Genomic DNA, 20,936 nt, shown 5'->3' on the forward strand with positions numbered 1-20,936 from the left:
CGGAAGCACCGGCGTCGGGCGCGGCCGTCCGGACCTCGTAAGAACCCGATCGAAAGAAGCGGAACCGCGGCGGTGCCGGTCTGCGTCTATGGTGCATGACGCACACGAAGCGACGCGCGCTGCGCCGCGAACCAGTGCCGGGGCAGGTCACCGGCCACAGCTCCGGGCGGTGTTCCGGATGAGCGAGGTAGCGGTGAGTCAGGAGGTGCAGCCGGGCACCGGCGAGATCGCGGTCGTCCGGAGCGGTCTGGACCCGGTGGCTGACTTCACGATGTTCGCGCAGGCCAACACCCCGGCGCTGTACCGGATCGCCTACCTGCTCTGCGGCGACCCGCACCGCGCGCAGGACCTGGTGCAGCTCGCGCTCGAGCGGACGTTCAAGGCCTGGAAGAAGGTGGGCGACGGCGACCCGTTCGCCTACGCGCGCCGCGTCCTGGCCACCGCCCGCATCGACACCTGGCGCCGCACCCGCCGTGAGGTGCTGACCGACGACCCGGGGAGCAACACCTGGGAACGGAGCGCTCCGTCGTCCGACACCGAGCTCGCCGAGCGGGACCGCCTGGTCCGGGCGCTCATGGCGCTGTCGGTCAAGCAGCGGCGCGTGGTGGTCCTGCGCTACCTCCTGGACCGCTCGGAGTCCGACACCGCGGCGGAGCTCGGCATCTCCGCCGGCACGGTCAAGTCCACAGCCTCACGCGCCTTGGCGCGCCTGCGCACCCTCGTGGTGTCCGACGGCGAAGGGAGCCGATCATGAACGTCCACGACATCCACTCGAAGCAGGACGCGGCGATGCTGGCCGGCCTCCGCGCGGCGGGCTCGACCATCGAGCCGCCGAGGTCTCTGGACCCGACGACCATGGCGGTTCGCGCGGTGCGCAACGTCCGACGTCGCCGGGTGGTGGTCGCCGCGACCGCCGGCCTCGCCGTGCTCGCGCTCACCGGCGCGGGCATCGGCGCGGCCGGCGCGATCTATGCCGACCGGGAGCCGCTGCCGGGCACCGACAGGTCGAGCGCGGGGCCGACCCCGGCGAGCGAGTCGCCGTCGGACGACGCGACACCTGACCCGAGCCCGACCGAGGATCCGGAGCCGGCGGCCACGGAGTACCTGCCGACCGGTGGCGGGGCGCTGCCGGTGCTGCCGGGGGTCGAGCGCGGCGTCGTCGAGGACGGGGGGCACTCCCCGTACATCCTCGGCGGCCTCTGGTACGAGGTGCCGCCCGGCGGCTGGATCGCCGTCGGCGACGTCAACGCAGGCGGGGTCGCCGGATGGCTGGACCCGGACCACCCCCAGGCCGGCGGCCTGGGCGAGACCGGCACCATCGACGACATGGACGCCACCATCGAGCTGCGGAACGTGCTCGACGTCGCGGGCTGGACCGTTCCGGCGAAGGACTCCGGTGCGACGACGCTGGACATCGAGGGCGCGGATCTCGTGGTCATCGAGCAGCACGAGCAGGACGGCGCCGTCCGCCCGGCGACCATCCGGCTCCGCAGCGGCGACGAGGGCTGGATCATCGAGACCCGCTTCCCGGCGAACGAGCAGGGCGACGCAATGCTGCGGAACTTCGTGGGGAACCTCTGGCTCAAGGAGTCAGGCGAGCCCGACTGGTACCAGCCGGAGTTCTCGAGCCCGGTCCTGGACGCCATCGAGCGCGGGGTCCCGGCCGGCTGGGTCAGGACCGAGCACAACGGCCTGAAGTTCGCGGTGCCCGAGGGCTGGGTCGCCAAGGAGACGGAGGGCCAGTTCTCCCCGGGCGTCGAGTGGACCGGACCGACGGTCATGTACACGGAGCAGGGCGTCGACGCGGAGACCCTCGAGTCGTGGACGGATGCCACCAAGGAGGAGAAGGCCTTCGCGGCCCAGGACAAGCCGCGGCCCGAACGCGTCTACGTGCAGGGCGGCAAGCCCGGCGGCAACTGGTGGAGCCGGAGCACGGACGCGCCGCAGTCCCAGATGATCGACGTTCCGGGCGCCGACTACGCCGAGGTCCTGCCGACCGCGTACAACGCGGACGGCCAGGTCGACCACTACTGGGTCGACATCTACCTCCATCAGGAAGGCCAGGGCGAGAACCTGTTCCTGGTTGTCGAGTTCGACGGCACCGAGCAGGGCCTCGACGATCTCCACACCTTCCTGGGGACGCTCGACTTCCGGCGCTGACGCACCCGTAGCAACCCGGCACGTGTCGGACGTGCAGGTCACCCCGGTGACCTGTGGGTCTGACACGTGCTTCGTCGTGGGGCGGGTGGTTCGGATCACATCGAGTCCGGAAAATTCCCCGAAACCCGATGGAACCTTCCCCCCGGTCGGCCCGTGTTCCGTTCGTGACAGTCACGAGTCCGCGCGCACTCGCGCCAGAGTCCTGGGCCCCCGAGCCCGTGATTCTGCGTGTCGTGCGCGCCGACTCCAGCTCTGCGGACGACCTGGAGACCGTGACCACCGAGCAGAACACCCCAGACTCTCCATCCACTACGACGCCGGAGCCGGCGGCGGACGGCACCACCCCCCGAAAGCCCGAACCCGTCCCCGCGACCCGGCCACTGACGGTGGTCCGGGGTGGGTCGACGGGCGCTGATGACGTAGCCTCGCTGCCCGTGCGGACAGACCGGCCTACGGCCACTCACGCGCGCAGGAACGCACAGATCTCGAAGAACGAAGAGTTCACCGCGTTCATGCGAGAGGCCAAGGATCCCCTCCACCGGATGGCCTTCCTCCTGAGCGGTGATGCGCACCGCGCGGAGGAGCTCACCCAGCAGACCTTCGAACGGTGCTACCGGCACTGGCACAAGGCTCGGCAGGGCGACCCGCTCGTCTACGCCCGGCGCGTGCTGGCCAACCTGCGCATCGACGCCTGGCGCCGTACCCGGCGCGAGGTCCTGACCGGCCCCGACGAGCTGCCGCAGGACGACGTCCGCGTCGCCCGGGCGGCCGCCCGCATGCCCACGCGCACCGTGGACGATCGCGACGCCGTCGTGCGCGCCCTCCTGCGCCTACCCCTGAAGCAGCGCCGTGTCGTGGTGCTGCGTCATCTCCTGGACCTGTCGGAGTCCGAGGTGTCGAGCGAGCTCGGCATTCCGCTCGGCACCGTGAAGTCCACAGCCTCGCGCGGCCTCGCCCACCTGCGCGCGATCCTCGACATCGACTCTCTGGGCGGGACCCGATGAACATGAACCTCTCCCACGGCACCCCTGACGACGAATTCGTCGCCCGGGTCCGCGAGTCGGCGCACGCGGCGGTACCCGCATCGACGCTGGATCTCGACAGCGTGCTGCGGTCGAGCCGTCGTAAGCACGTCACGCGGCGGGCGAGTGTCACGCTCGCCGGCACGCTGGCGCTCGCGACGGTCGGGGCAGGTGCCGCCGGAGCGCTGCCGGGTATCCCGGGTCTCTGGGGCAACTCCCAGGTAGAGGTCGCGCCCAGCGCCGAGCCGCCGTCGATCATGGAGGGCGAGGTCGACGTCGACCCGCCGGCACCGACGCCCACGGACATCCCGTCGCCCGAGCCGGAGACGCGGCTCGCGTACCTCGCGCCCGGCGTGCGCACGGTGGCGGAGCCCGCGACGTATCGCGTGGACGCCGACACGGTGGTGCTCGACCTCGGTCTGGACGCCGGAGGCGGCGACCGCTACCTCGCGGTGGTCACGCTGGCGAAGATCGACGGCCACCACAGCGCCACGGACCTGGAGGTCCTCGCGGGCGGCGACACCGCCCTCGCGAACCTCCGCGAGGGCAACCTCGGTGGAACCCTGCTCTGGCGAGGCGTCACGTCCGACGCGATGGTCCTGCCCGCCGACGGCGGACCGGCGCTCGTGTTCGGGTTCTCCTCCGCAGCGACGGAGGGGACCCAGCACCTGGTCTTCGACGACCCGCAGACCGGTGGTGCCGCGGGCGCGCAGGGGGCGCCCGCGTCACCGGGGACCGACGCACCCCCAGCGGGCGCCTCGATCCCGGTCACGCCGTTCGACGTGCTCGGCGACGGCAGCGTGTGGATGCGGGTCCTGCAGGTGGACCGCGAGACCGCGGAGCCGCGCGGGTTCGTCTACTCGAAGCAGGGCACGTGGAGCGCCTCGTGGTGCCGCAGCACCTCGCCCGAGTGCGCGGTCATCCACGACGTCGCGGGCAAGACCGTGGACACGCCGCAGGCCGCCGCGCCCGCGCCGGTGGTCGCGGAGCTCGCCCCGATGCTCGCCGAGAACGCCGAGGCGAACGAGGTCCCCGCGATGGAGACCTGCGTCGCGCAGCGCACCGGTACGGACTGGACCGCGCCGCCGCAGCTCACCGGCAAGTCGTTCTGGCAGGCGCCGGCCGGCGTGAACGCCGACGTCTGGCGGTTGTGCCTGATCGACCTCAGCGAGGCACTACAGCTCGCTTCGACGGGCGAGGTCCTGCCCGACGGCGGGGTGTCGCCCAAGCCGGCGACCCCGAGCCCGAAGCCGACCGAGACTCCCGAGGACGAGGATCCCCTCGGCCTCGGTGCACTCCTGGAGGGACTCTTCGGGGGTTAAAAGACTTCCCGGTCCACGTCTCGTCTGGGGAGATGGCGTGGGCCGGGAACACACGAGCGGGCCGAGGCAGAGTCTGGGGATCTGCCTCGGCCCGTTCTATCTCTAGCTGAACCGAGCGGTTTGACTGCTCGTCGGAGGTGCGGGGTTACTCGCCGTCCTCGCAGGCGAGACCGTTCTGGTTCCCGTCGAGGTGCGGCAGGTAACCCGGCTCCCCGTTCGGGAGAGGGGCGGCACCGGCGGCGCGCACGGCGTCGCAGTTCCAGTAGAAGACGGTGCCGGGATTTCCACCGTTCCCGTTGTCGTCGTCCTCCTGGTCCTCCTGCTGTTGCTCCTCCTGCTGTTGCTCCTGCTGCTTGAGCGCCGTCTCCCGCTCCTCGAGCTGAGCCTCGCGCTTGCCGAGCTCCTGCTCGCGTGCGGCGACCTCGTCGCGCTGCTTATCGACCTGGGCGCGTTCCGACTCGATCTCGGCGCGCTGGTCGTCGATCTGGGACTGGATGTTCTGCGCGTCGGTGATCGCCTGGTTCGCGTCGGCCTGCTGGCCGGCGGTGATGACCACACCGACGATCACGCCGAGGGCGAGACCTGCCACGCCGATGGCGATCATCAGCCCGGCGCCCGGCGCGCGCCGACGTCCGGTCCCGGCGGGGCGCGGTCCCGTCGGCACGACACCCGCGGGCACAGGTCCAGGCGGCATGGGTCCGCGCGGGCCGGGCTGGTTGACGTCGTCGATGCTCAGCGGGCCGGGTCGCGGCCCGGAGGCCGGTGGCGCCGAACCCCGGCCGCCGAGACCCTTGAGGGCGGCGAGCACGCCGGTGGTCGGCTTCCGCGGTGCCTCGGGGGGCGGTGGCGGTGGTGCCATGCCGGGCGCCGGCGGGTAGACCGGCTGCGGGCCCGAGCCCGGCCGGGGCGGTCCGGGAGCCGGGGGAGCGCCGATCGGGGCCATGGTCATGGTCGAACCCATCGCCTCGGCGGGCGACATGGCGGGCACGTTCTGCACCACCGTCGGGGCGGGAGCGGCCGCGGGGCGGTTGCCGCCACCCGGGGCGTCGACGACCTGGATCGCGACGGTCCTGGTGTCGGCGTCCGCCGGGCCGGCACTGGCCGAGGCAGGCGGCGGGGCGGAGACGGGGGGCGCAGGTGGCGCCGCGGTGCGGTTTCCGCCGTCCGGCTGAGGAGTGTCGGGCCGGTCGACCCAGTAGTTCCACCCGGGCGGGGCCGGAGGCCACGACGGGTCCGGAGCCCAGTTGGAGTCGGGTCGGAATCCCGGGGGCACCTGCCAACCCGGAGGCGGGTTGAAGCGCACGGGCATGGTTGCTCCTTCGATACGGTCGGCCCCACTATCGGCCATCCAGGCGGGTTGACGCCAGAACCTGGGGCCGAACCGGACATATCTACCGCCTGTGAGGGCGACAGTAGCGCGCCTGTGTCAGGGGTCACTGGTAGACCTGGGGGCATGTTCCTCCTGGAGCGCGACGACACAGGCACCCTCGTGCACTCGGCAAGCGACCTCGTGATCGCCGGCGAGTGCGAGTTCCGCCTGCTGAGACGCTTGGACGAGCTGCTCGGCCGCAGCCCGCGCCGGCCGCGCGAGGAGGACGAGATGCTCGCCCGCACCGCGGCGCTCGGCGAGGACCACGAACGCCGCGTCCTCGACGGTCACCTGCGCACGTTCGGCCCCGCCGACGACGGCCGCGCGGGGGGCGTGCTCGAGGTCGCACCCGCGCGCCGGATGTCCCGCGACGAGCTGGTCGACGCGCACGCGCGCACGCTGGCCGCGATGGAGCAGCGGGCCGACGTCGTCTACCAGGCCTCGTTCTTCGACGGCCGGTTCCACGGCCGGGCCGACTTCCTGGTGCGTGACCCGCTCGGCGAGATGGCGCACCCCGGCAACCCGGGCGGCGTCATGCCGCGGTACGCCGTGCACGACTCCAAGCTCGCGCGCCGCACCAAGGTCCGGGCCCTGCTCCAGCTCGCCGCGTACGCCGACCAGCTCATGGGCGCGCGGATCGACCCGACCGACGAGGTGCACCTCGTGCTCGGCACCGGGGAGACCACGTCCCACCGGCTCGCCGACCTGCTGCCGGTCTTCCGCAAGCGGCGCGCGCGGCTCCTCGAAATCCTGGACGCCCACGTGTCCGACGACGCCCCGGTGAGCTGGGCAGACGACCGGTACCTGGCCTGCGGCAAGCTCCGGGACTGCCCCGACTGCGCGGACGCCGCCGCCCGGAGCCGCGACGTCCTGCTCGTCGGCGGAGTGTACGGGGCGCAGCGGGTGAAGTTGTCGGCGGCAGGGATCTCCACGATCGACACGCTGGCGGCAGCCACGGAGCCGCCGGACGGCATGGCCGCCGCACGGTTCGAGGGCCTGCGCGCCCAGGCGCGCCTCCAGCTCGGGCTCGACGACGGCGACGGCTCGGTAGCCCTCGACCATCTGCCCGACGGCGTCGACCCCGACGGGCCCGACGCGCGGCTGCGCTGGCAGCTCACCGCAACCGAGGCCATCGACCGGCTCCCGCCGCCGAGCCCTGGCGACGTGTTCTTCGACTTCGAAGGCGATCCGCTGTGGGAGGCGGCGCGCCTGCCCGGCGACGACCAGGCGCCGGCGATGGGTCTCGACTACCTCTTCGGCTGGGTCGAGCGCCCCGGCCCGGACGGCGGGACCCCGCCCTTCCACGGGCTCTGGGCGGACGACCTGACGGGGGAGCGGGACGCGCTCGTCCGGTTCGTGGACTACCTCAACGCACGCCTCCAGACCTACCCGGACCTGCACGTCTACCACTACGCCGCGTACGAGAAGACGCACCTGCTCTCTATCGCGGCACGACACGGTGTGTACGAGGACGAGGTGGACCAGCTGCTGCGCGACGGCGTGCTGGTCGACCTCTATGCGGTGGTCCGGTCGTGCCTGCGCATCTCGAACCGGTCCAAGTCGATCAAGAAGCTCGAGCCGCTCTACATGCAGGACGACCCCGCGCGCGAGGGGGTGACGAGCGCTACGGCGTCGGTCACCGAGTACGCGGAGTACGCGAAGCTCGCCGCCGACGGGGACGAACGGGCGGCGGGGCTCAAGCAGCGGATCCTGGACTACAACGAGTACGACTGCCGGTCTACCTTGCGGTTGCTCGACTGGTTGAGGTTTGCGCGGTCGTCGGCCTCGTTGGTGGAGCCCTCGTCGGTCGAGCCTGTCGAGACCGCCGTGGGGAGCGAGAACGCGCGCGCATTCTCGCTCCCTACGGCCTCCGCTGCCGGGTCTCCCGAGGAGGAGGGTGAGGAGTCTCCTCGGGTGGTCGCTCGGCGCGAGGGGCGGGCTCGGCGGCTGGCGCTGGCCGGGGAGATCTCCGCGCGGGTCGGCGAGAACCGGGGGGAGCGGTCGCTCGAGGTGCAGGCGCTCGCGCTGCTCGGGGCCGCCGTCGGGTACTACCAGCGTGAGGAGAAGCCGTTCTGGCTGGAGCACTACGCGCGGCTGGAGCTGCCGCTGGACGAATGGCCGGGTCGGCGGTCGACGTTCCACGTGGAACGTTCGACCGTGCTGCGGGACTGGAGCGTCGTCGGGCGCGACCGGCTGCCGTCCCGGGAGATCGAGCTGGTGGGGCGCATGCTGGACGGGTCGCGGATCGACGGCTCCGACCTCGGGGCCGGAGACGCCGTGTACGTGCTGTACGACCAGCCGGTGCCGCCCGCCGTGGGTGAGCTGGAGGCGCGGGCCGTGCGGGGCGAGCATTCCGGCGGCCTGATCCAGGAGACCCGGGAGCTCGTCGGTGACCGGGACGACGTACCGCGCGGGCGCGACGTGGTGATCCTGCGCGAGCGGCTCTCGGGAGGAGCCGAGCCGCACGACCAGGTGCCCGTCGCGCTCGCGCCGCAGCGCGGTCCTGCGCACGACGCGCAGGAGCAGGCGGTCGAGGAGGCGGCCCGCGCCGCCCTCGCCTCCTGGGACGCGAACCGCTCGCTGCCCGACGGCGCCGCCGTCGACCTGCTGCGTCGGCGACCGCCGCGGCTGATCGACCCTTCGACGGGCTCAGGACAGGGCACCTCGGCAGAGCTCGGCGGGACACTGCCCGAGCTCGGCCGCAGCGCCGGCGACGGCGGGCTCGACCTCGAGTCGGCGGTGCTGACCGCCGTCGAGCGGCTCGACCACTCCTACCTCGCGGTGCAGGGCCCGCCCGGCACCGGAAAGACCCACGTCGGCTCGCACGTCGTCGGCAAGCTGGTCGGCGCCGGGTGGCGGGTCGGCGTGGTGGCCCAGTCGCATGCGGCCGTCGAGAACATGCTGAGCGCTGTCGTCGACAAGGCAGGTGTGCCGGTCGAGCTGGTGGCGAAGAAGCAGCGCGCGAAGGGCGCCGAGCAGGCCGGCGGCCAGCCGTGGCAGGAGCTGTCGAGCACCCAGCTCGCGGACTTCGCGGCGAACAGCTCCACCGGTTGCGTCGTGGGCGGCACCGCGTGGGACTTCGCGCACGAGCGCTGGCCCGACGGCGGGCTCGACCTGCTGGTCATCGACGAGGCGGGCCAGTTCTCGCTCGCGGACACGATCGCCGTCGGGCGCGCCGCGCAGCGGCTGCTCCTGCTCGGCGACCCGCAGCAGCTTCCGCAGGTCAGCCAGGGACGACATCCCGAACCGGTCGACGAGTCGGCGCTGGCGTGGCTCGCCGCCGGCAGCTCCGTGCTGCCCGACGGCCTCGGCTACCTGCTGCCCGAGTCATGGCGGATGCATCCGGACGTGTGCGCCGCCGTGTCCGAGCTCGCCTACGCCGGCCGGCTCTCCGCCCACCCGGTCACCACCACGCGGTCGCTCGACGGCGTGGCGCCCGGCGTCGTGCACGTCCCGGTCTCCCACGAGGGGCGTTCGACGTCGTCCCCGGAGGAGGCCGCCGAGGTCGTGCGCCAGGTGCAGGGCGTCATCGGGCGGACGTGGGCGCCGGGCGGCGGTCGCCCACCCCGCCCCGTGGGACCCGACGACGTCGTGGTGGTCGCCGCCTACAACGCCCAGGTCCACCTCGTGCGCGAAGCGCTACGCGCGGCGGGTCTCGGCGGGGTGCCAGTCGGCACCGTGGACATGTTCCAGGGGCGGGAGGCGCCGGTCGCGATCCTGACACTCGCCGCCTCGACGCCGGAGAACGTCTCCCGCGGCATGGGATTCCTGCTGTCGCGCAACCGCATCAACGTGGCGGTATCGCGCGCGCAGTGGCAGGCGGTGGTCATCTCGTCGCCCCGGCTCACCGACTACCTGCCAGGAGATCTGGAGGCCGACGGTGTCCGACACCTCATGGAGCTCGGCGGTTTCCTGCGCCTCATCGGCGCCTGACGCGAACCCTCCCGCCGAGGTAGAACTCTGGCGAGGTAGAACTCTGGCGAGGTAGAACTCTGGCGAGGTAGAACTGTGGCGAGGTAGGACCGCAGCGCCGTCTTGGTGCGCTGCGGTCCTACCTCGCCACAGTTCGACCTCGCCAGGAGGGGAGGGGTTAGAAGTCGCCGCCCCCGAAGTCGCCGCCGCCAAGGTCGCCCCCGCCGCCGCCGAACATGTCGCCGAAGAAACCGCCGCCGGCGTCGCCGCCCGCGTCACCACCTGCGTCGCCACCGGAGGCCTCAACCGGTTCGGAACCGGCCTCCGCGCCTGGGTCGCCGCCCTCGGCACCGGCTTCCTCCGCGCCGCCGGCCTCGCCGCCGCTCTCCTCGCCACCGGCGAAGTCCTGCGCCGGGTCACCGAACGAGCTGCCGAACATCATGTCCGCCACGGCCGAGCCGATGACCATGCCGCCGATCGTGCCGAGCATGCTCGCGCCGAGGATCGAGCCGAAGCCCGGCCCGCGGCTCTGTCCGAAGTTGCGTTCCAGCGTGCCGGGATTGCGCATCTCCGCACGGGTGGCCATCCGGGCCAGGTCACGCGGGTCGTCCGACGTCGCTCGCTCGTTCGGCGGGACGTCCTCGCTGAGCTGGGCCAGGACCTGGTTCCGCTGCTCGGGCGTGAGCTGCGCGAACGCTTCGGCGTGTGCCTCCTCGACCCGCTCCGGCGGGGCCGTGCGGAGCAGGTAGCGGTAGCGCTCGATCGCCACCTCGTCTTCACTGCGGCCCGTGCTCGCGGCGGAGCCGTAGACGGGCGCCGTGCCGTACTCGGGGGTCTGGCCCGAGGACTGCCGGTACTGCTGCTGCGGCATTCTGCCGCCCTGGTACATGCCTGGGGTCTGCTCGCGCGGCTCGCGGCCAAGCAGTCGGTCGAGGAAGCCCATGATGTAGTCCTTCGTAGGGTGACGGTCCACGTGGGGAACGCCCGGCACGGTCGCACGGTTCCGGATCGCACCGGCGGTTCCCCTGAGAAAATGGCGAAGGCCCGGTCACCTCGAAAGGTGACCGGGCCGACGTCGTACAACCGGCGACGAGCTCGGACGAGCTCACCACGAAGGCTGCGAAGTCTCTAAAGGGATCAGATCGGGCGGATGTTCTCCGCCTGCAGGCCCTTGGGGCCCTGCTTCACGTCGAACTCGACGCGCTGGTTCTCCTCCAGCGAGCGGTAGCCGCTCGACTGGATCGCGCTGAAGTGGGCGAACACGTCCTGCCCACCGTCCTCGGGTGCAATGAACCCGAAGCCCTTCTCGGCGTTGAACCACTTGACGGTTCCGAATGCCATGTACTGCTCCTTGCATGAGGCGACGACCCCGACCGTCGGGATCGCATAATCACGGTGTCGTCGTCATCTCACGGAAGAACGATCGAGGCACTGCAACGCGTCCACTCTACCCGCCCAGGGCAAGGAAAGCCCGATCAATCGCGAGTGACTTGCGCCGAGGGGCGTCGGAGCCCGTCTCAGGGCTGCCATCGACGGGCCGGGAGTGCGGTGTTAGAACGGTTGACATGAGCGCAGCCACCGACATCCCGTCCGTCACCCTGAACAACGGCGTCAAGGTTCCGCAGGTCGGTCTGGGCGTCTTCCAGGTGCCCGGCACCGGCACGCAGGCGTGCGTCGAGACCGCCCTCGAGCTCGGCTACCGGCACATCGACACCGCCGCTGCCTACTACAACGAGGAGGGCGTCGGCGCGGCGGTCCGGGCGTCCGGCCTCCCGCGCGAGGAGATCTTCGTGACCACGAAGCTACGCAACGGCGACCAGAGCTACGAGACCGCCCTGCGTGCCTTCGAGAACAGCCGCCAGGCGCTCGGCCTCGACGTCGTCGATCTCTACCTCATCCACTGGCCCGTCCCCCGCCGCGACCTCTACGTCGAGACGTGGCGAGCGTTCGAGAAGCTGCTGGACGACGGCGCGGTCCGGGCGATCGGCGTCTCCAACTTCCTGCCGGAACACCTGGACCGCCTGGTCAGCGAGTCGGAGGTGGTGCCGGCGGTGAACCAGGTCGAGATCCACCCGACCTTCCGGCAGCCCGCCACCGTCGAGCGGAGCCGAGCCCACGGCATCGTCCTCGAGGCCTACTCGCCGCTCGGGCGGGGCGCGGACCTGGAGGCGCCCACGGTTGTCCGCATCGCCAACGAACTGGGCGTGACCCCGGGCCAGGTCGTATTGCGCTGGCACGTACAGCACGGGTTGATCCTGATTCCGAAGTCCGTGAATCCGGAGCGAATGGCCACGAATATCGACTTGTTCTCGTTCTCGCTCAGCGAGGTGCAGATGTCCGATATCAATGCTCTGCACACCCCGGACGGCCGGATCGGCACGGACCCCGCTGTCGCCGCGTTCACACAGTTCAGGAGCTGACCCTGGGCCGGCGACCGCGGGCCCGCGGTCGGGCACCAGAAGGGACTTCCACCCCTCGCCGCCGGACCATTCTTCTTGCCCACTAAAGGCCTGATTTAGCCCCGATTCGGGGGCATCGCACGCCCGGGTCACATCATCGTAACGATCGAGTCGGTGTGACGGACTAGTCACACCCGCGTCACACAATGTGGCTACGTTCATCGCCACGACGAGGCAAGTCGCCACGTCCGGTTCACTCCCGCTCGAAGGGGACCAGCAGAATGATTCGACGTTCCACGGCGGCGCGCGGTCTTGCGATCGCCGCTGTCCTCAGCGTAGGCCTCGCGGCCTGTTCCACCTCCGGAGGGGAGGGGGAGGGCTCGACCGATCCGCTGAAGATCGGAACCCTGCTCCCGCTCACCGGCAACCTCGCCTACCTTGGCCCGCCTGAGGTCGCGGGCGTCGGCCTTGCCGTAGACGACATCAACGCCGCCGGCGGCGTCCTCGACAACGACGTGGAGGTCGTGCCCTCTGACTCCGGCGACGGCGACAACCTTGCGGTCTCGACCAACTCGGTCACCGACCTGCTCGGCCAGGACGTCAGCGCCATCATTGGTGCCGCCTCCTCGACGGTGACGCTCAACGTCGTCGACTCGGTGACCGAGGCCGGCGTCATCCAGGTGTCGCCCGCCAACACCTCGACCACGCTGTCGGGCTACTCGCCCCTCTTCGCGCGGACCGCCCCGCCGGACACCGTCCAGGGTCAGGCGCTCGGTTCGCTCATGCTCGATGACGGGCACATGAAGGTTGCGTTCCTCACCATGCAGGACGACTACGCGACCGGTCTGCGCGACAACGTGCAGAAGGCCGTCGAGGCCGGCGGCGGTGAGGTCGTCTACGGCGCCACCGGCGACGGCACCGAGTTCGCTCAGGCCGAGACCAACTTCTCGAACGTGGTCGCGGACGCCCTGGCCGCCAAGCCCGACGCGATCGCCATCTTCGCCTTCGAGGAGACCAAGGCGGCCATCGCGGAGCTGGTCACCCAGGACTGGGAGTTCGCCGGCAAGACGTACCTCTGTGACGGCAACACGGCCGACTACTCGAAGGACTTCGACAAGGGCACGCTGGAGGGCGTCAAGGGCACCATCCCCGGCGCCGACGCCCCGGAGGACTTCAAGCAGCGCCTGACCGACTGGTACCAGGAGGAGAACGGCGAGGAGCTGGCCGACTACGCGTATGGCCCCGAGTCGTACGACGCCGCCATCCTCATCGCGCTCGCCGCGGTTCGCGGTGAGGGCACCGACGGCCAGACGATCGCCGACAACATCCGCGCCGTCTCGGGCTCGGAGGAGGGCGCCACCCCGGTCTCGACGTTCGAGGAGGGCGTCGCGGCGCTCGAGGCGGGCGACGAGATCGCTTACCAGGGCGTCTCGGGCATCGGGCCGCTGAACGAGGACAACGACCCGTCGTCCGCGTTCGTCGGCGTCTACGAGTACGACAACGCGAACAAGAACATCTGGACCAAGGTCGTCGAGGGCTCGGTCGAGGGCTGACCTGCTCGTCCTTGACTACCGAACCGTGATCGGCCCGGACACCCCGCGGGGTGGCCGGGCCGATCGTTGTGGAACCGGGACCAAGGCGGGTCCCGAACCGGACACCGAGCCCGTCACCAGCCGCGCGACGCACGCCCGTCACCCGGTCCGCAACGGCGCGGATCGTTTCGATTCCGGGCCTACGGGCTGCCGAAACTCCGTGTGACACGACGTGTGTAACCCGTGACACACGGTGCGGCTACACTTCCGGCACGCTGATGCCATCAGTTTGATGCAGGCCTGGTTAAGCAGGGCTAAATCTTCGTGGCGTCGTGCGGCACCGAGACCTCGGAGCACTACACACCAGAACCGACGGAGGACCCGGCAGATGACAGCCGACCGACCGAACCTCGCGACGGCCGCGCGCAGGCTCATGGCCACGCTCGTGGTAGCAGCCTTCCCGGCCCTGCTCGCCGCGGCGCCAGCCATGGCAGCCACGGCGCCAGTCGCGACAGACTGCACACCCGAAGCCTCGACGGCCTGCGTCGCGGCAATCGTCATGGACGAGGAGAACAACTTCGTCCCGGACGTCGGCGTCACCATCTCCGGCGCCGAGTTCGAGGCCCAGGTGACCACCACCCAGGAGGGCCCGGTGTCCGTGGAGGTGCCGCAGGTCGGCACGTACACGATCACCCTCGATGAGGCGACGGTGCCCGACGGGCTGTTCCCCGACCCGCCCGAGATCGACGTGACGGCGCAGAGGGGCTCCACTGCGCGCGGCGCGATCACCCTCGGCGACCAGCCGGCCGGTGCCGCGCCGACGGCCGAGCCGGGCGAGACCGCGACCGGCGGTGCCGAGACGCCCGCAGCGGGCGAGGCGGGGTCCGAGGAGGCGACGTCGGGCGGGTTCTCCCTGGCGAACGCCTGGCAGAAGTTCGGCCTGGGTATCCGCCTCGGCCTGCTGCTCGCGCTGGCGTCCGTGGGCATCAGCCTGATCTACGGCACGACCGGCCTGTCGAACTTCGCGCACGGCGAGCAGTTCACGCTCGGGGCCGTGCTGGCCTTCATGGGGATCAACATGTGGGGCCTGCCGTTCTGGCCGGCGGCGATCCTCGCGGTGGTCATCTGCACGGCCACCGGCTTCGTGCAGGACGTCGTGCTGTGGAAGCCGCTGCGGCAGCGCTCTACGCGACTGACGCAGCTCATGATCATCACGATCGGGCTCTCGATCACCCTGCAGTTCACGATCCAGCTGCTGATCGGCAACGGCTCGGAGCGCATCCTGAACACGAACCCGACGTCGATGACGATCGCCGGGATCAGGCTCTCGTCCTGGTCCTGGGCGTCGATGGCCGTCGCGGTCCTCGCGATCCTGTTCATCGGCTGGTTCCTCACCCGCACGCGCATCGGGCGGGCCACGCGCGCCGTGTCGGACAACCCGGCGCTCGCCTCCGCCACCGGCATCAACCCGGACAAGATCGTCCGCATCGTCTGGACCATGTCCACCGGATTCGCCGGCCTGGCGGGCCTCATGTACGGCCTGTCCGTGGGCACCTTCAGCTGGAACACCGGCATGCAGATGCTCCTGCTGATGTTCGCGGCCGTGACGTTGGGTGGCCTCGGGACGGCGTTCGGCGCGCTGGCGGGGTCGATGGTCATCGGCGTCGTCGTCGAGATGTCGCCGCTCATCCCCGGCATGCCGAACGACCTCCGCTACGCCACCGCGCTCGCGATCCTGATTCTCGTCCTCCTGCTGCGGCCGCAAGGCCTGCTCGGCCGGCGCGAGCGGATCGGGTGAAAGGACAACTCCCATGGAAGAACTGAGCCGAATCCTCACGCAAGCGGCCGGCGAGCTGATCGCCCCGACCACCGCTGCCTACGTGCTGGCCGCGATAGGCCTCAACCTGCACTTCGGTTACACCGGACTGCTCAACATGGGCCAGGCGGGCTTCATGCTGCTCGGCGCCTACGGCTTCGGGATCTCGACGATCGCCGGTGCGCCCCTGTGGCTCGCCCTGATCGTCGCGCTGGTCGCGAGCATCCTGTTCGCGCTGATCCTGGGTATGCCCACCCTGAAGCTACGTGGTGACTACTTGGCGATCGTGACCATCGCGGCCGCCGAGATCGTGCGCATGCTCGGCCGCTCCAGCGGTCTCGCCGAGTGGACCGGTGGCCAGGCGGGCTTGCGCGGCAACGAGTTCAAGGACACGTTCGCCGCGCTCTCGCCCCTGCCCGACGGCCGTACCGCTATCGGCCCGTTCGAGTACCTCAACAACGGTTCCGACTCCTGGTGGGTCCGGCTCGTCGGCTGGAGCCTCGTCGCGCTCGCCCTCGTCTTCGTCTGGCTGCTCACCCGCAGCCCGTGGGGCCGCCTCCTGAAGGGGGTCCGCGAGGACGAGGACGCCGTCCGGGCGCTGGGCAAGAACGTCTACGCCATCAAGATGCAGGCCCTCATCCTGGGCGGCGTCTTCGGATCCCTCGGCGGTGTGTTGTACGTGCTACCGCGCGCCATCCAGCCCGACGGCATGGCCCGGTCGATGACGTTCTTCGTCTGGACCGTGCTGTTGCTCGGTGGTGCGGCGACCCTGTTCGGGCCCGTGCTCGGCGCGATGCTCTTCTGGGCCGTCTTCATGCTCCTGCGGGCCGGCCTGCGCGAGGGCATGGCCGGCACACTCGCTCCCACCCAGGTGGAGAACATCGGTGGTCTCGTCGTGGGCCTGGCCCTGATGCTGCTGGTGATCTTCCGCCCGCAAGGAATCTTGGGGAACAAGAAGGAGCTGGCCTTCGATGCCCGATGAGACGACGGAGAACACCGTGACTACGGAGAACACCGTGACTGAGGTGACCGAGCCCGCGAGCACCGTGGAGGCGCTGGACGCGGTCGGGCGCAGCGACTCCGCGGCGGCCAGAGCGGCTGAGCACGTGCTCGCCGCCGTCGAGCCGAAGGTGGGGGTCAGCAAGCCCGACACGATCCTGATGGCCGACGGCGTGCAGCGCCGGTTCGGCGGCATGACCGCTGTCGACGTCGAGCACTTGGAGGTCCAGCGGGGTGTCATCACCGCCCTGATCGGTCCCAACGGCGCGGGCAAGACCACGTTCTTCAACCTGCTCACCGGGTTCGACAAGCCCAACCAGGGCACATGGTCCTTCGAGGGCAGGTCGCTGGCCGGGACGAGCGCCGCCAAGATGGCACGCAACGGCATGGTCCGCACGTTCCAGCTCACCAAGGCGCTGTCGCGCCTCACGGTGATGCAGAACATGCTGCTCGCCGCGATGGACAACCCGGGCGAGAACCTGTTCGGCTCGCTGGTGCGGCCGCTGTGGTCCGGCACGGAGAAGCGGAACACCGAGAAGGCGCTCGAGATCCTCTCGCGGTTCAAGCTCGACACCAAGAAGGACGACTTCGCGGGGTCGCTCTCCGGTGGTCAGCGCAAGCTGCTCGAGATGGCCAGGGCCCTGATGACGGACCCGACGATGATCATGCTCGACGAGCCGATGGCGGGTGTGAATCCCGCCCTGGTGCAGTCGCTGCTCCACCACATCCAGGCGCTGCGCGACGAGGGCATGACCGTGCTGTTCGTGGAGCACGACATGCATGCGGTCCGGCACATCTCCGACTGGGTGGTGGTCATGGCCGAGGGCAGGATCGTGGCCGAGGGCCCGCCCCAGTCCGTCATGCAGGACCAGGCAGTGATCGACGCCTACCTCGGCGCCCACCACGACACCGACCTCGGGGACGACTCCCTGCTCGACCCCGCGGTGCTGGCCCGGCTCGAGGCCGAGGAGGAGAAGCGATGAACGACTCAGCCGAGACCGCCAAGCGGGAGACCCTGCTCAAGGCGACCGACATCGTGGCCGGCTACGTGCCCGGCGTGAACATCCTGAACGAGTGCAACCTCGAGGTCGCCAAGGGCGAACTTGTCGGCATCATCGGCCCGAACGGCGCCGGTAAGTCGACGCTGCTCAAGGCCCTGTTCGGCCTGGTGCACGTCAGCTCGGGCACCGTCACGATGGCCGGCGAGGACATCACCAACCACAAGGCGAACAGCCTCGTCTCGCAGGGTGTCGGCTTCGTGCCCCAGAACAACAACGTGTTCCCCTCGCTCACCGTCGAGGAGAACATGCAGATGGGCGTGTACCTCAAGCCCAAGATGTTCGCCGAGCGGTTCGAGTTCATCACCGACCTGTTCCCCACCCTGGGGGAGCGGCGTACGCAGCGTGCGGGCGCCATGTCGGGTGGTGAGCGCCAGATGGTCGCGATGGCCCGCGCGCTGATGATGAACCCGTCGGTGCTGCTCCTCGACGAGCCGTCCGCCGGGCTGTCGCCGGTGCGTCAGGACGAGACGTTCCTGCGCACTCGGATGATCAACAAGGCCGGTGTGTCCATCGTCATGGTGGAGCAGAACGCGCGCCGCTGCCTGCAGATCTGCGACCGCGGCTACGTGCTCGACCAGGGCCAGAACGCGTACACCGGGACGGGCCGCGAGCTGCAGGCCGATCCCAAGGTGATCTCGCTGTACCTGGGCACCCTGGCGGAGGACGTGGACAAGGCCTCCTGACCCTCATCCTGGCGAGGTAGAACCCTGGCGAGGTAGAACCGTAGCGACGCCACGGTTCTACCTCGCCCCAGTTCTACCTCGCCAGGGTTCTACCTCGGCGGGGGGAGAATTGGCGGGTGCTGCACTTTGCCTCCGACAACTACGCTCCCGTACATCCCGAGGTCATGGCCGCCATCGGCGCGGCGAACGACGGCGCCGCCGTCTCGTACGGCGCCGATCCCGTGTCTGCCCGCCTGCAGGAGCGGGCCACCGAGGTGTTCGGCGAGCACGCCCGCATCTTCCCCGTGCTGAACGGCACGGGCGCGAACGTCATCAGCCTCATGGCCGTCGCCCCGCGGTGGGGCGGCGTGATCGCGAGCGACGTCGCGCACGTCCACACCGACGAGAACGGCGCCCCCGAGCGGGTCGGCGGCCTCAAGATCCTCGCGATCCCGAGCGTGGCGGGCCGTATCGGTCCGGACGCCGTGGACCGCTACGCCGGCGACATCGGCGACGTGCATCGCGCGCAGCCCGCGGTGCTCAGCCTCACGCAGGTCACCGAGCTCGGCACCGTCTACTCGGTCGCCGACCTCAAGCTCCTCGCCGACACGGCCCACGCGGCGGGCCTGCGCGTGCACGTCGACGGGTCGCGGCTCGCGAACGCCGCGGCCACGCTCGGCGTCGGGCTGCGGGACCTCACCACCGACGTCGGCGTCGACATCGTGTCCCTCGGCGCCGCCAAGAACGGCGGCATGCTGGGCGAGGCGGTCGTCGTGCTGTCCGACGGCGGCGGCCCTGGCACCGCGGCCGGCCCGGCCGAAGCGGTGCCGTACCTCCGCAAGGCCACCATGCAGCTCGCGTCGAAGACCCGGTTCCTGTCCGCGCAGCTCCTGGCGCTGCTCGGCGAGCCCGGCGCGCCGACGTCCGGCACCGGGGACAACGCGCCCTTGTGGCTGCGCAACGCCGCGCGCTCCAACTTGATGGCCGCACGCCTGCGCGCGGGGATCGAGGCGGCAGGGCTGACCGGGTCCGGCGGATCCGGGGGTCCCGATCTGAGCCTGTCGAAGGGCGACCAACGTGGCGCGATCCGTTTCACCTGCCGCACCGAGGCGAACGCCGTGTTCGCGACGCTGCCGCGTGCGGCGGCGAACCGCGCGCGGGCCCACGTGCGGTTCTACGACTGGGCGCCGGGCGAGACGGCCGACCGCGTCGAGGTGCGCTGGATGTGCTCGTGGGACACGACCGAGGCGGACGTCGACGAGCTCGTGCGGACGGTCGCCGCCGCTCTCTGAGCAGGGCGCTCCGAGCGCGGCGGGCGCGGGGGCCGATTGCACGCGAGGTCGGCGATTGGGTGACACTGAGCCCCATGACCAGTTTTCGCCCGCTCGGCCTGGTCGCCGCCGTGGTTCTCGCGGTGGCGAGCCTGGTCGGCGGCTGCGCCGGTCCGACGACGGAACCTGAGCCGACAGCGCTGCCCGAGCCCGCTCAGTCGAACGCCCAGCCGAACACCCCGTCGGAGAGCCGGCCGGCCTCTTCGCCGCCGGGCGGTACGCCGTCCGGCTCGGGATCGCCGTCCGCCGAGGCGTCGCCCGGGGAACCGACCGCGAGCCCCGGCGCCACCGCGGGACCGGCGCAGCCCGTGCCCGAGCCGACGCCGGGGGAGCCGGACCTGTCGCTCGTCGCCGGCTGGACCCTGGAGGAGAAGGTCGGCCAGATCGTCATGGTGGGCCTCCCCGTGGCCGGCCCGTTCCAGCCGACGTTCGACATGCTCCGAAACAACCAGATCGGTGGCGTGTTCCTGCACGGCCGTACCCAGGCCGGCCGGCAACCGGTGAAGAACCTGGTCGACGCCGCCGTCGACGCCGCGGCGAAGGAGCGGGAGCCGCTCTTCGTGGCGACCGACCAGGAGGGCGGCGCCGTGCAGGTCCTGCGCGGCGCGGGGTTCAGCGACATACCGAGCGCGCTCGACCAGGCGGAGCTGGACCCGTCCGAGCTCCAGGCCCGGTCCCGGAAATGGGGGCGCGAGCTCGCGGCCTCGGGCGTGAACCTCAACCTGGCGCCGGTGCTGGACCTCGTCCCGCCCGCGACGGCCTCGTCGAACGCGCCGATCGGCGCGTTCGGGCGGAACTACGGGTACACGGCGGAGTCGGTGATCGCGCACGGCAACGCGTTCGCGCAGGGGCAGCGCGACGCCGGCGTGGAGACATCGATCAAGCACTTCCCCGGGCTGGGCCGCGTCACCGGGAACACCGACACCACGGCCGGGGTGACCGATACGGTCACCGGCCCCGACGCCCCTTCGGTGGACGTGTTCGACGCCGGTATCGAGGCGGGCACTGGCCTGGTCATGATGTCGTCGGCGATCTACACGCAGATCGATCCGGACGCGCCCGCCGTGTTCAGCCCGAAGGCGGTGGGCCTGGTGCGCGAGCTCGGGTTCGACGGCGTCATCGTCTCGGACGACCTGTCCGCGGCGGTGCAGGTCGAGGGCGTGCCTGCGGGGCAGCGCGCGGTCCGCGCCGTCGACGCCGGGGTGGACCTGGTGCTCGCCTCTGCCAAGCCGTCGGTCACGCCGGCCATGGTGAACGCGCTGATCAGGACGGCGCGCGCCGACCCGGCGTTCGCCGCGAAGGTGGACGCGGCGGCGGCCCGGGTCGTCGCGGCCAAGGCCGGCCTCTGACG

Annotated in this window: 16 protein-coding genes; 13 read left to right on the forward strand and 3 right to left on the reverse strand. The window is 71.0% G+C overall.

Annotation, left to right across the window (positions count from 1 at the left end):
* The first annotated feature begins 178 nt into the window (after positions 1 to 178).
* The 4 genes from EW117_RS14300 (at position 179) to EW117_RS14315 (ending at position 4,504) form a co-directional block, all read left to right on the forward strand.
* Entirely contained in the window at positions 179 to 754 is a 576-nt protein-coding gene (locus tag EW117_RS14300; RefSeq protein ID WP_129787401.1) for a SigE family RNA polymerase sigma factor, read from the forward strand.
* A complete protein-coding gene (locus EW117_RS14305; protein WP_129787402.1) occupies positions 751 to 2,160 on the forward strand; it encodes a hypothetical protein in 1,410 nt (469 codons plus the stop codon). Before EW117_RS14300 ends, EW117_RS14305 begins: the two co-directional genes overlap by 4 nt.
* A gap of 434 nt (positions 2,161 to 2,594) precedes the next feature.
* On the forward strand, positions 2,595 to 3,164 hold the full coding sequence (locus EW117_RS14310) for a SigE family RNA polymerase sigma factor (protein ID WP_129787506.1): 570 nt from the start codon (positions 2,595 to 2,597) through the stop codon (positions 3,162 to 3,164).
* 2 nt (positions 3,165 to 3,166) lie between these two features.
* Positions 3,167 to 4,504 carry a hypothetical protein gene (locus EW117_RS14315; RefSeq protein ID WP_129787403.1) on the forward strand — a complete coding sequence of 446 codons (1,338 nt, stop codon included), beginning with the start codon at positions 3,167 to 3,169 and terminating at the stop codon, positions 4,502 to 4,504.
* 145 nt (positions 4,505 to 4,649) lie between these two features.
* Here EW117_RS14315 and EW117_RS30195 read toward each other — a convergent pair whose 3' ends face one another.
* Positions 4,650 to 5,813 carry an excalibur calcium-binding domain-containing protein gene (locus tag EW117_RS30195; RefSeq protein ID WP_129787404.1) on the reverse strand — a complete coding sequence of 388 codons (1,164 nt, stop codon included), beginning with the start codon at positions 5,811 to 5,813 and terminating at the stop codon, positions 4,650 to 4,652.
* 144 nt (positions 5,814 to 5,957) lie between these two features.
* Here EW117_RS30195 and EW117_RS14325 point away from each other — a divergent pair, with 144 nt between their 5' ends.
* A complete protein-coding gene (locus EW117_RS14325; protein ID WP_129787405.1) occupies positions 5,958 to 9,806 on the forward strand; it encodes a TM0106 family RecB-like putative nuclease in 3,849 nt (1,282 codons plus the stop codon).
* Between the two features lie 157 nt (positions 9,807 to 9,963).
* Here EW117_RS14325 and EW117_RS14330 read toward each other — a convergent pair whose 3' ends face one another.
* Both EW117_RS14330 and EW117_RS14335 read right to left on the reverse strand, forming a co-directional pair.
* The gene (locus tag EW117_RS14330) at positions 9,964 to 10,728 is read right to left on the reverse strand and encodes a hypothetical protein (RefSeq protein ID WP_129787406.1); all 765 of its coding nucleotides are present in this window, start codon (positions 10,726 to 10,728) and stop codon (positions 9,964 to 9,966) included.
* Positions 10,729 to 10,922: 194 nt separating this feature from the next.
* Positions 10,923 to 11,126 carry a cold-shock protein gene (locus EW117_RS14335; protein WP_036971009.1) on the reverse strand — a complete coding sequence of 68 codons (204 nt, stop codon included), beginning with the start codon at positions 11,124 to 11,126 and terminating at the stop codon, positions 10,923 to 10,925.
* A gap of 224 nt (positions 11,127 to 11,350) precedes the next feature.
* On the opposite strand from EW117_RS14335, the gene EW117_RS14340 reads away from it, so the two are divergent.
* The 8 genes from EW117_RS14340 to EW117_RS14375 all read left to right on the forward strand — a co-directional run bounded on the left by EW117_RS14340 (position 11,351) and on the right by EW117_RS14375 (position 20,934).
* Positions 11,351 to 12,205 carry an aldo/keto reductase gene (locus tag EW117_RS14340; protein WP_129787407.1) on the forward strand — a complete coding sequence of 285 codons (855 nt, stop codon included), beginning with the start codon at positions 11,351 to 11,353 and terminating at the stop codon, positions 12,203 to 12,205.
* A gap of 260 nt (positions 12,206 to 12,465) precedes the next feature.
* Entirely contained in the window at positions 12,466 to 13,737 is a 1,272-nt protein-coding gene (locus EW117_RS14345) for an ABC transporter substrate-binding protein (protein ID WP_129787408.1), read from the forward strand.
* Positions 13,738 to 14,104: 367 nt separating this feature from the next.
* Positions 14,105 to 15,514 (forward strand): ABC transporter permease subunit, encoded by a 1,410-nt coding sequence (locus EW117_RS14350; RefSeq protein ID WP_129787409.1) that lies wholly within the window; start codon positions 14,105 to 14,107, stop codon positions 15,512 to 15,514.
* A gap of 13 nt (positions 15,515 to 15,527) precedes the next feature.
* Positions 15,528 to 16,514, forward strand: a complete 987-nt coding sequence (locus EW117_RS14355; protein WP_129787410.1) for a branched-chain amino acid ABC transporter permease — start codon at positions 15,528 to 15,530, stop codon at positions 16,512 to 16,514.
* The gene (locus EW117_RS14360; RefSeq protein WP_129787411.1) at positions 16,504 to 17,514 is read left to right on the forward strand and encodes an ABC transporter ATP-binding protein; all 1,011 of its coding nucleotides are present in this window, start codon (positions 16,504 to 16,506) and stop codon (positions 17,512 to 17,514) included. Before EW117_RS14355 ends, EW117_RS14360 begins: the two co-directional genes overlap by 11 nt.
* The gene (locus EW117_RS14365; protein WP_129787412.1) at positions 17,511 to 18,275 is read left to right on the forward strand and encodes an ABC transporter ATP-binding protein; all 765 of its coding nucleotides are present in this window, start codon (positions 17,511 to 17,513) and stop codon (positions 18,273 to 18,275) included. The genes EW117_RS14360 and EW117_RS14365 overlap by 4 nt, the downstream gene beginning before the upstream one ends.
* A 116-nt stretch (positions 18,276 to 18,391) precedes the next feature.
* A complete protein-coding gene (locus EW117_RS14370) occupies positions 18,392 to 19,546 on the forward strand; it encodes a threonine aldolase family protein (RefSeq protein WP_129787413.1) in 1,155 nt (384 codons plus the stop codon).
* A gap of 74 nt (positions 19,547 to 19,620) precedes the next feature.
* A complete protein-coding gene (locus tag EW117_RS14375; RefSeq protein ID WP_129787414.1) occupies positions 19,621 to 20,934 on the forward strand; it encodes a glycoside hydrolase family 3 N-terminal domain-containing protein in 1,314 nt (437 codons plus the stop codon).
* Positions 20,935 to 20,936 lie beyond the last annotated feature (2 nt).

Source organism: Promicromonospora panici (assembly GCF_900608595.1).
Classification (GTDB): domain Bacteria; phylum Actinomycetota; class Actinomycetes; order Actinomycetales; family Cellulomonadaceae; genus Promicromonospora; species Promicromonospora panici.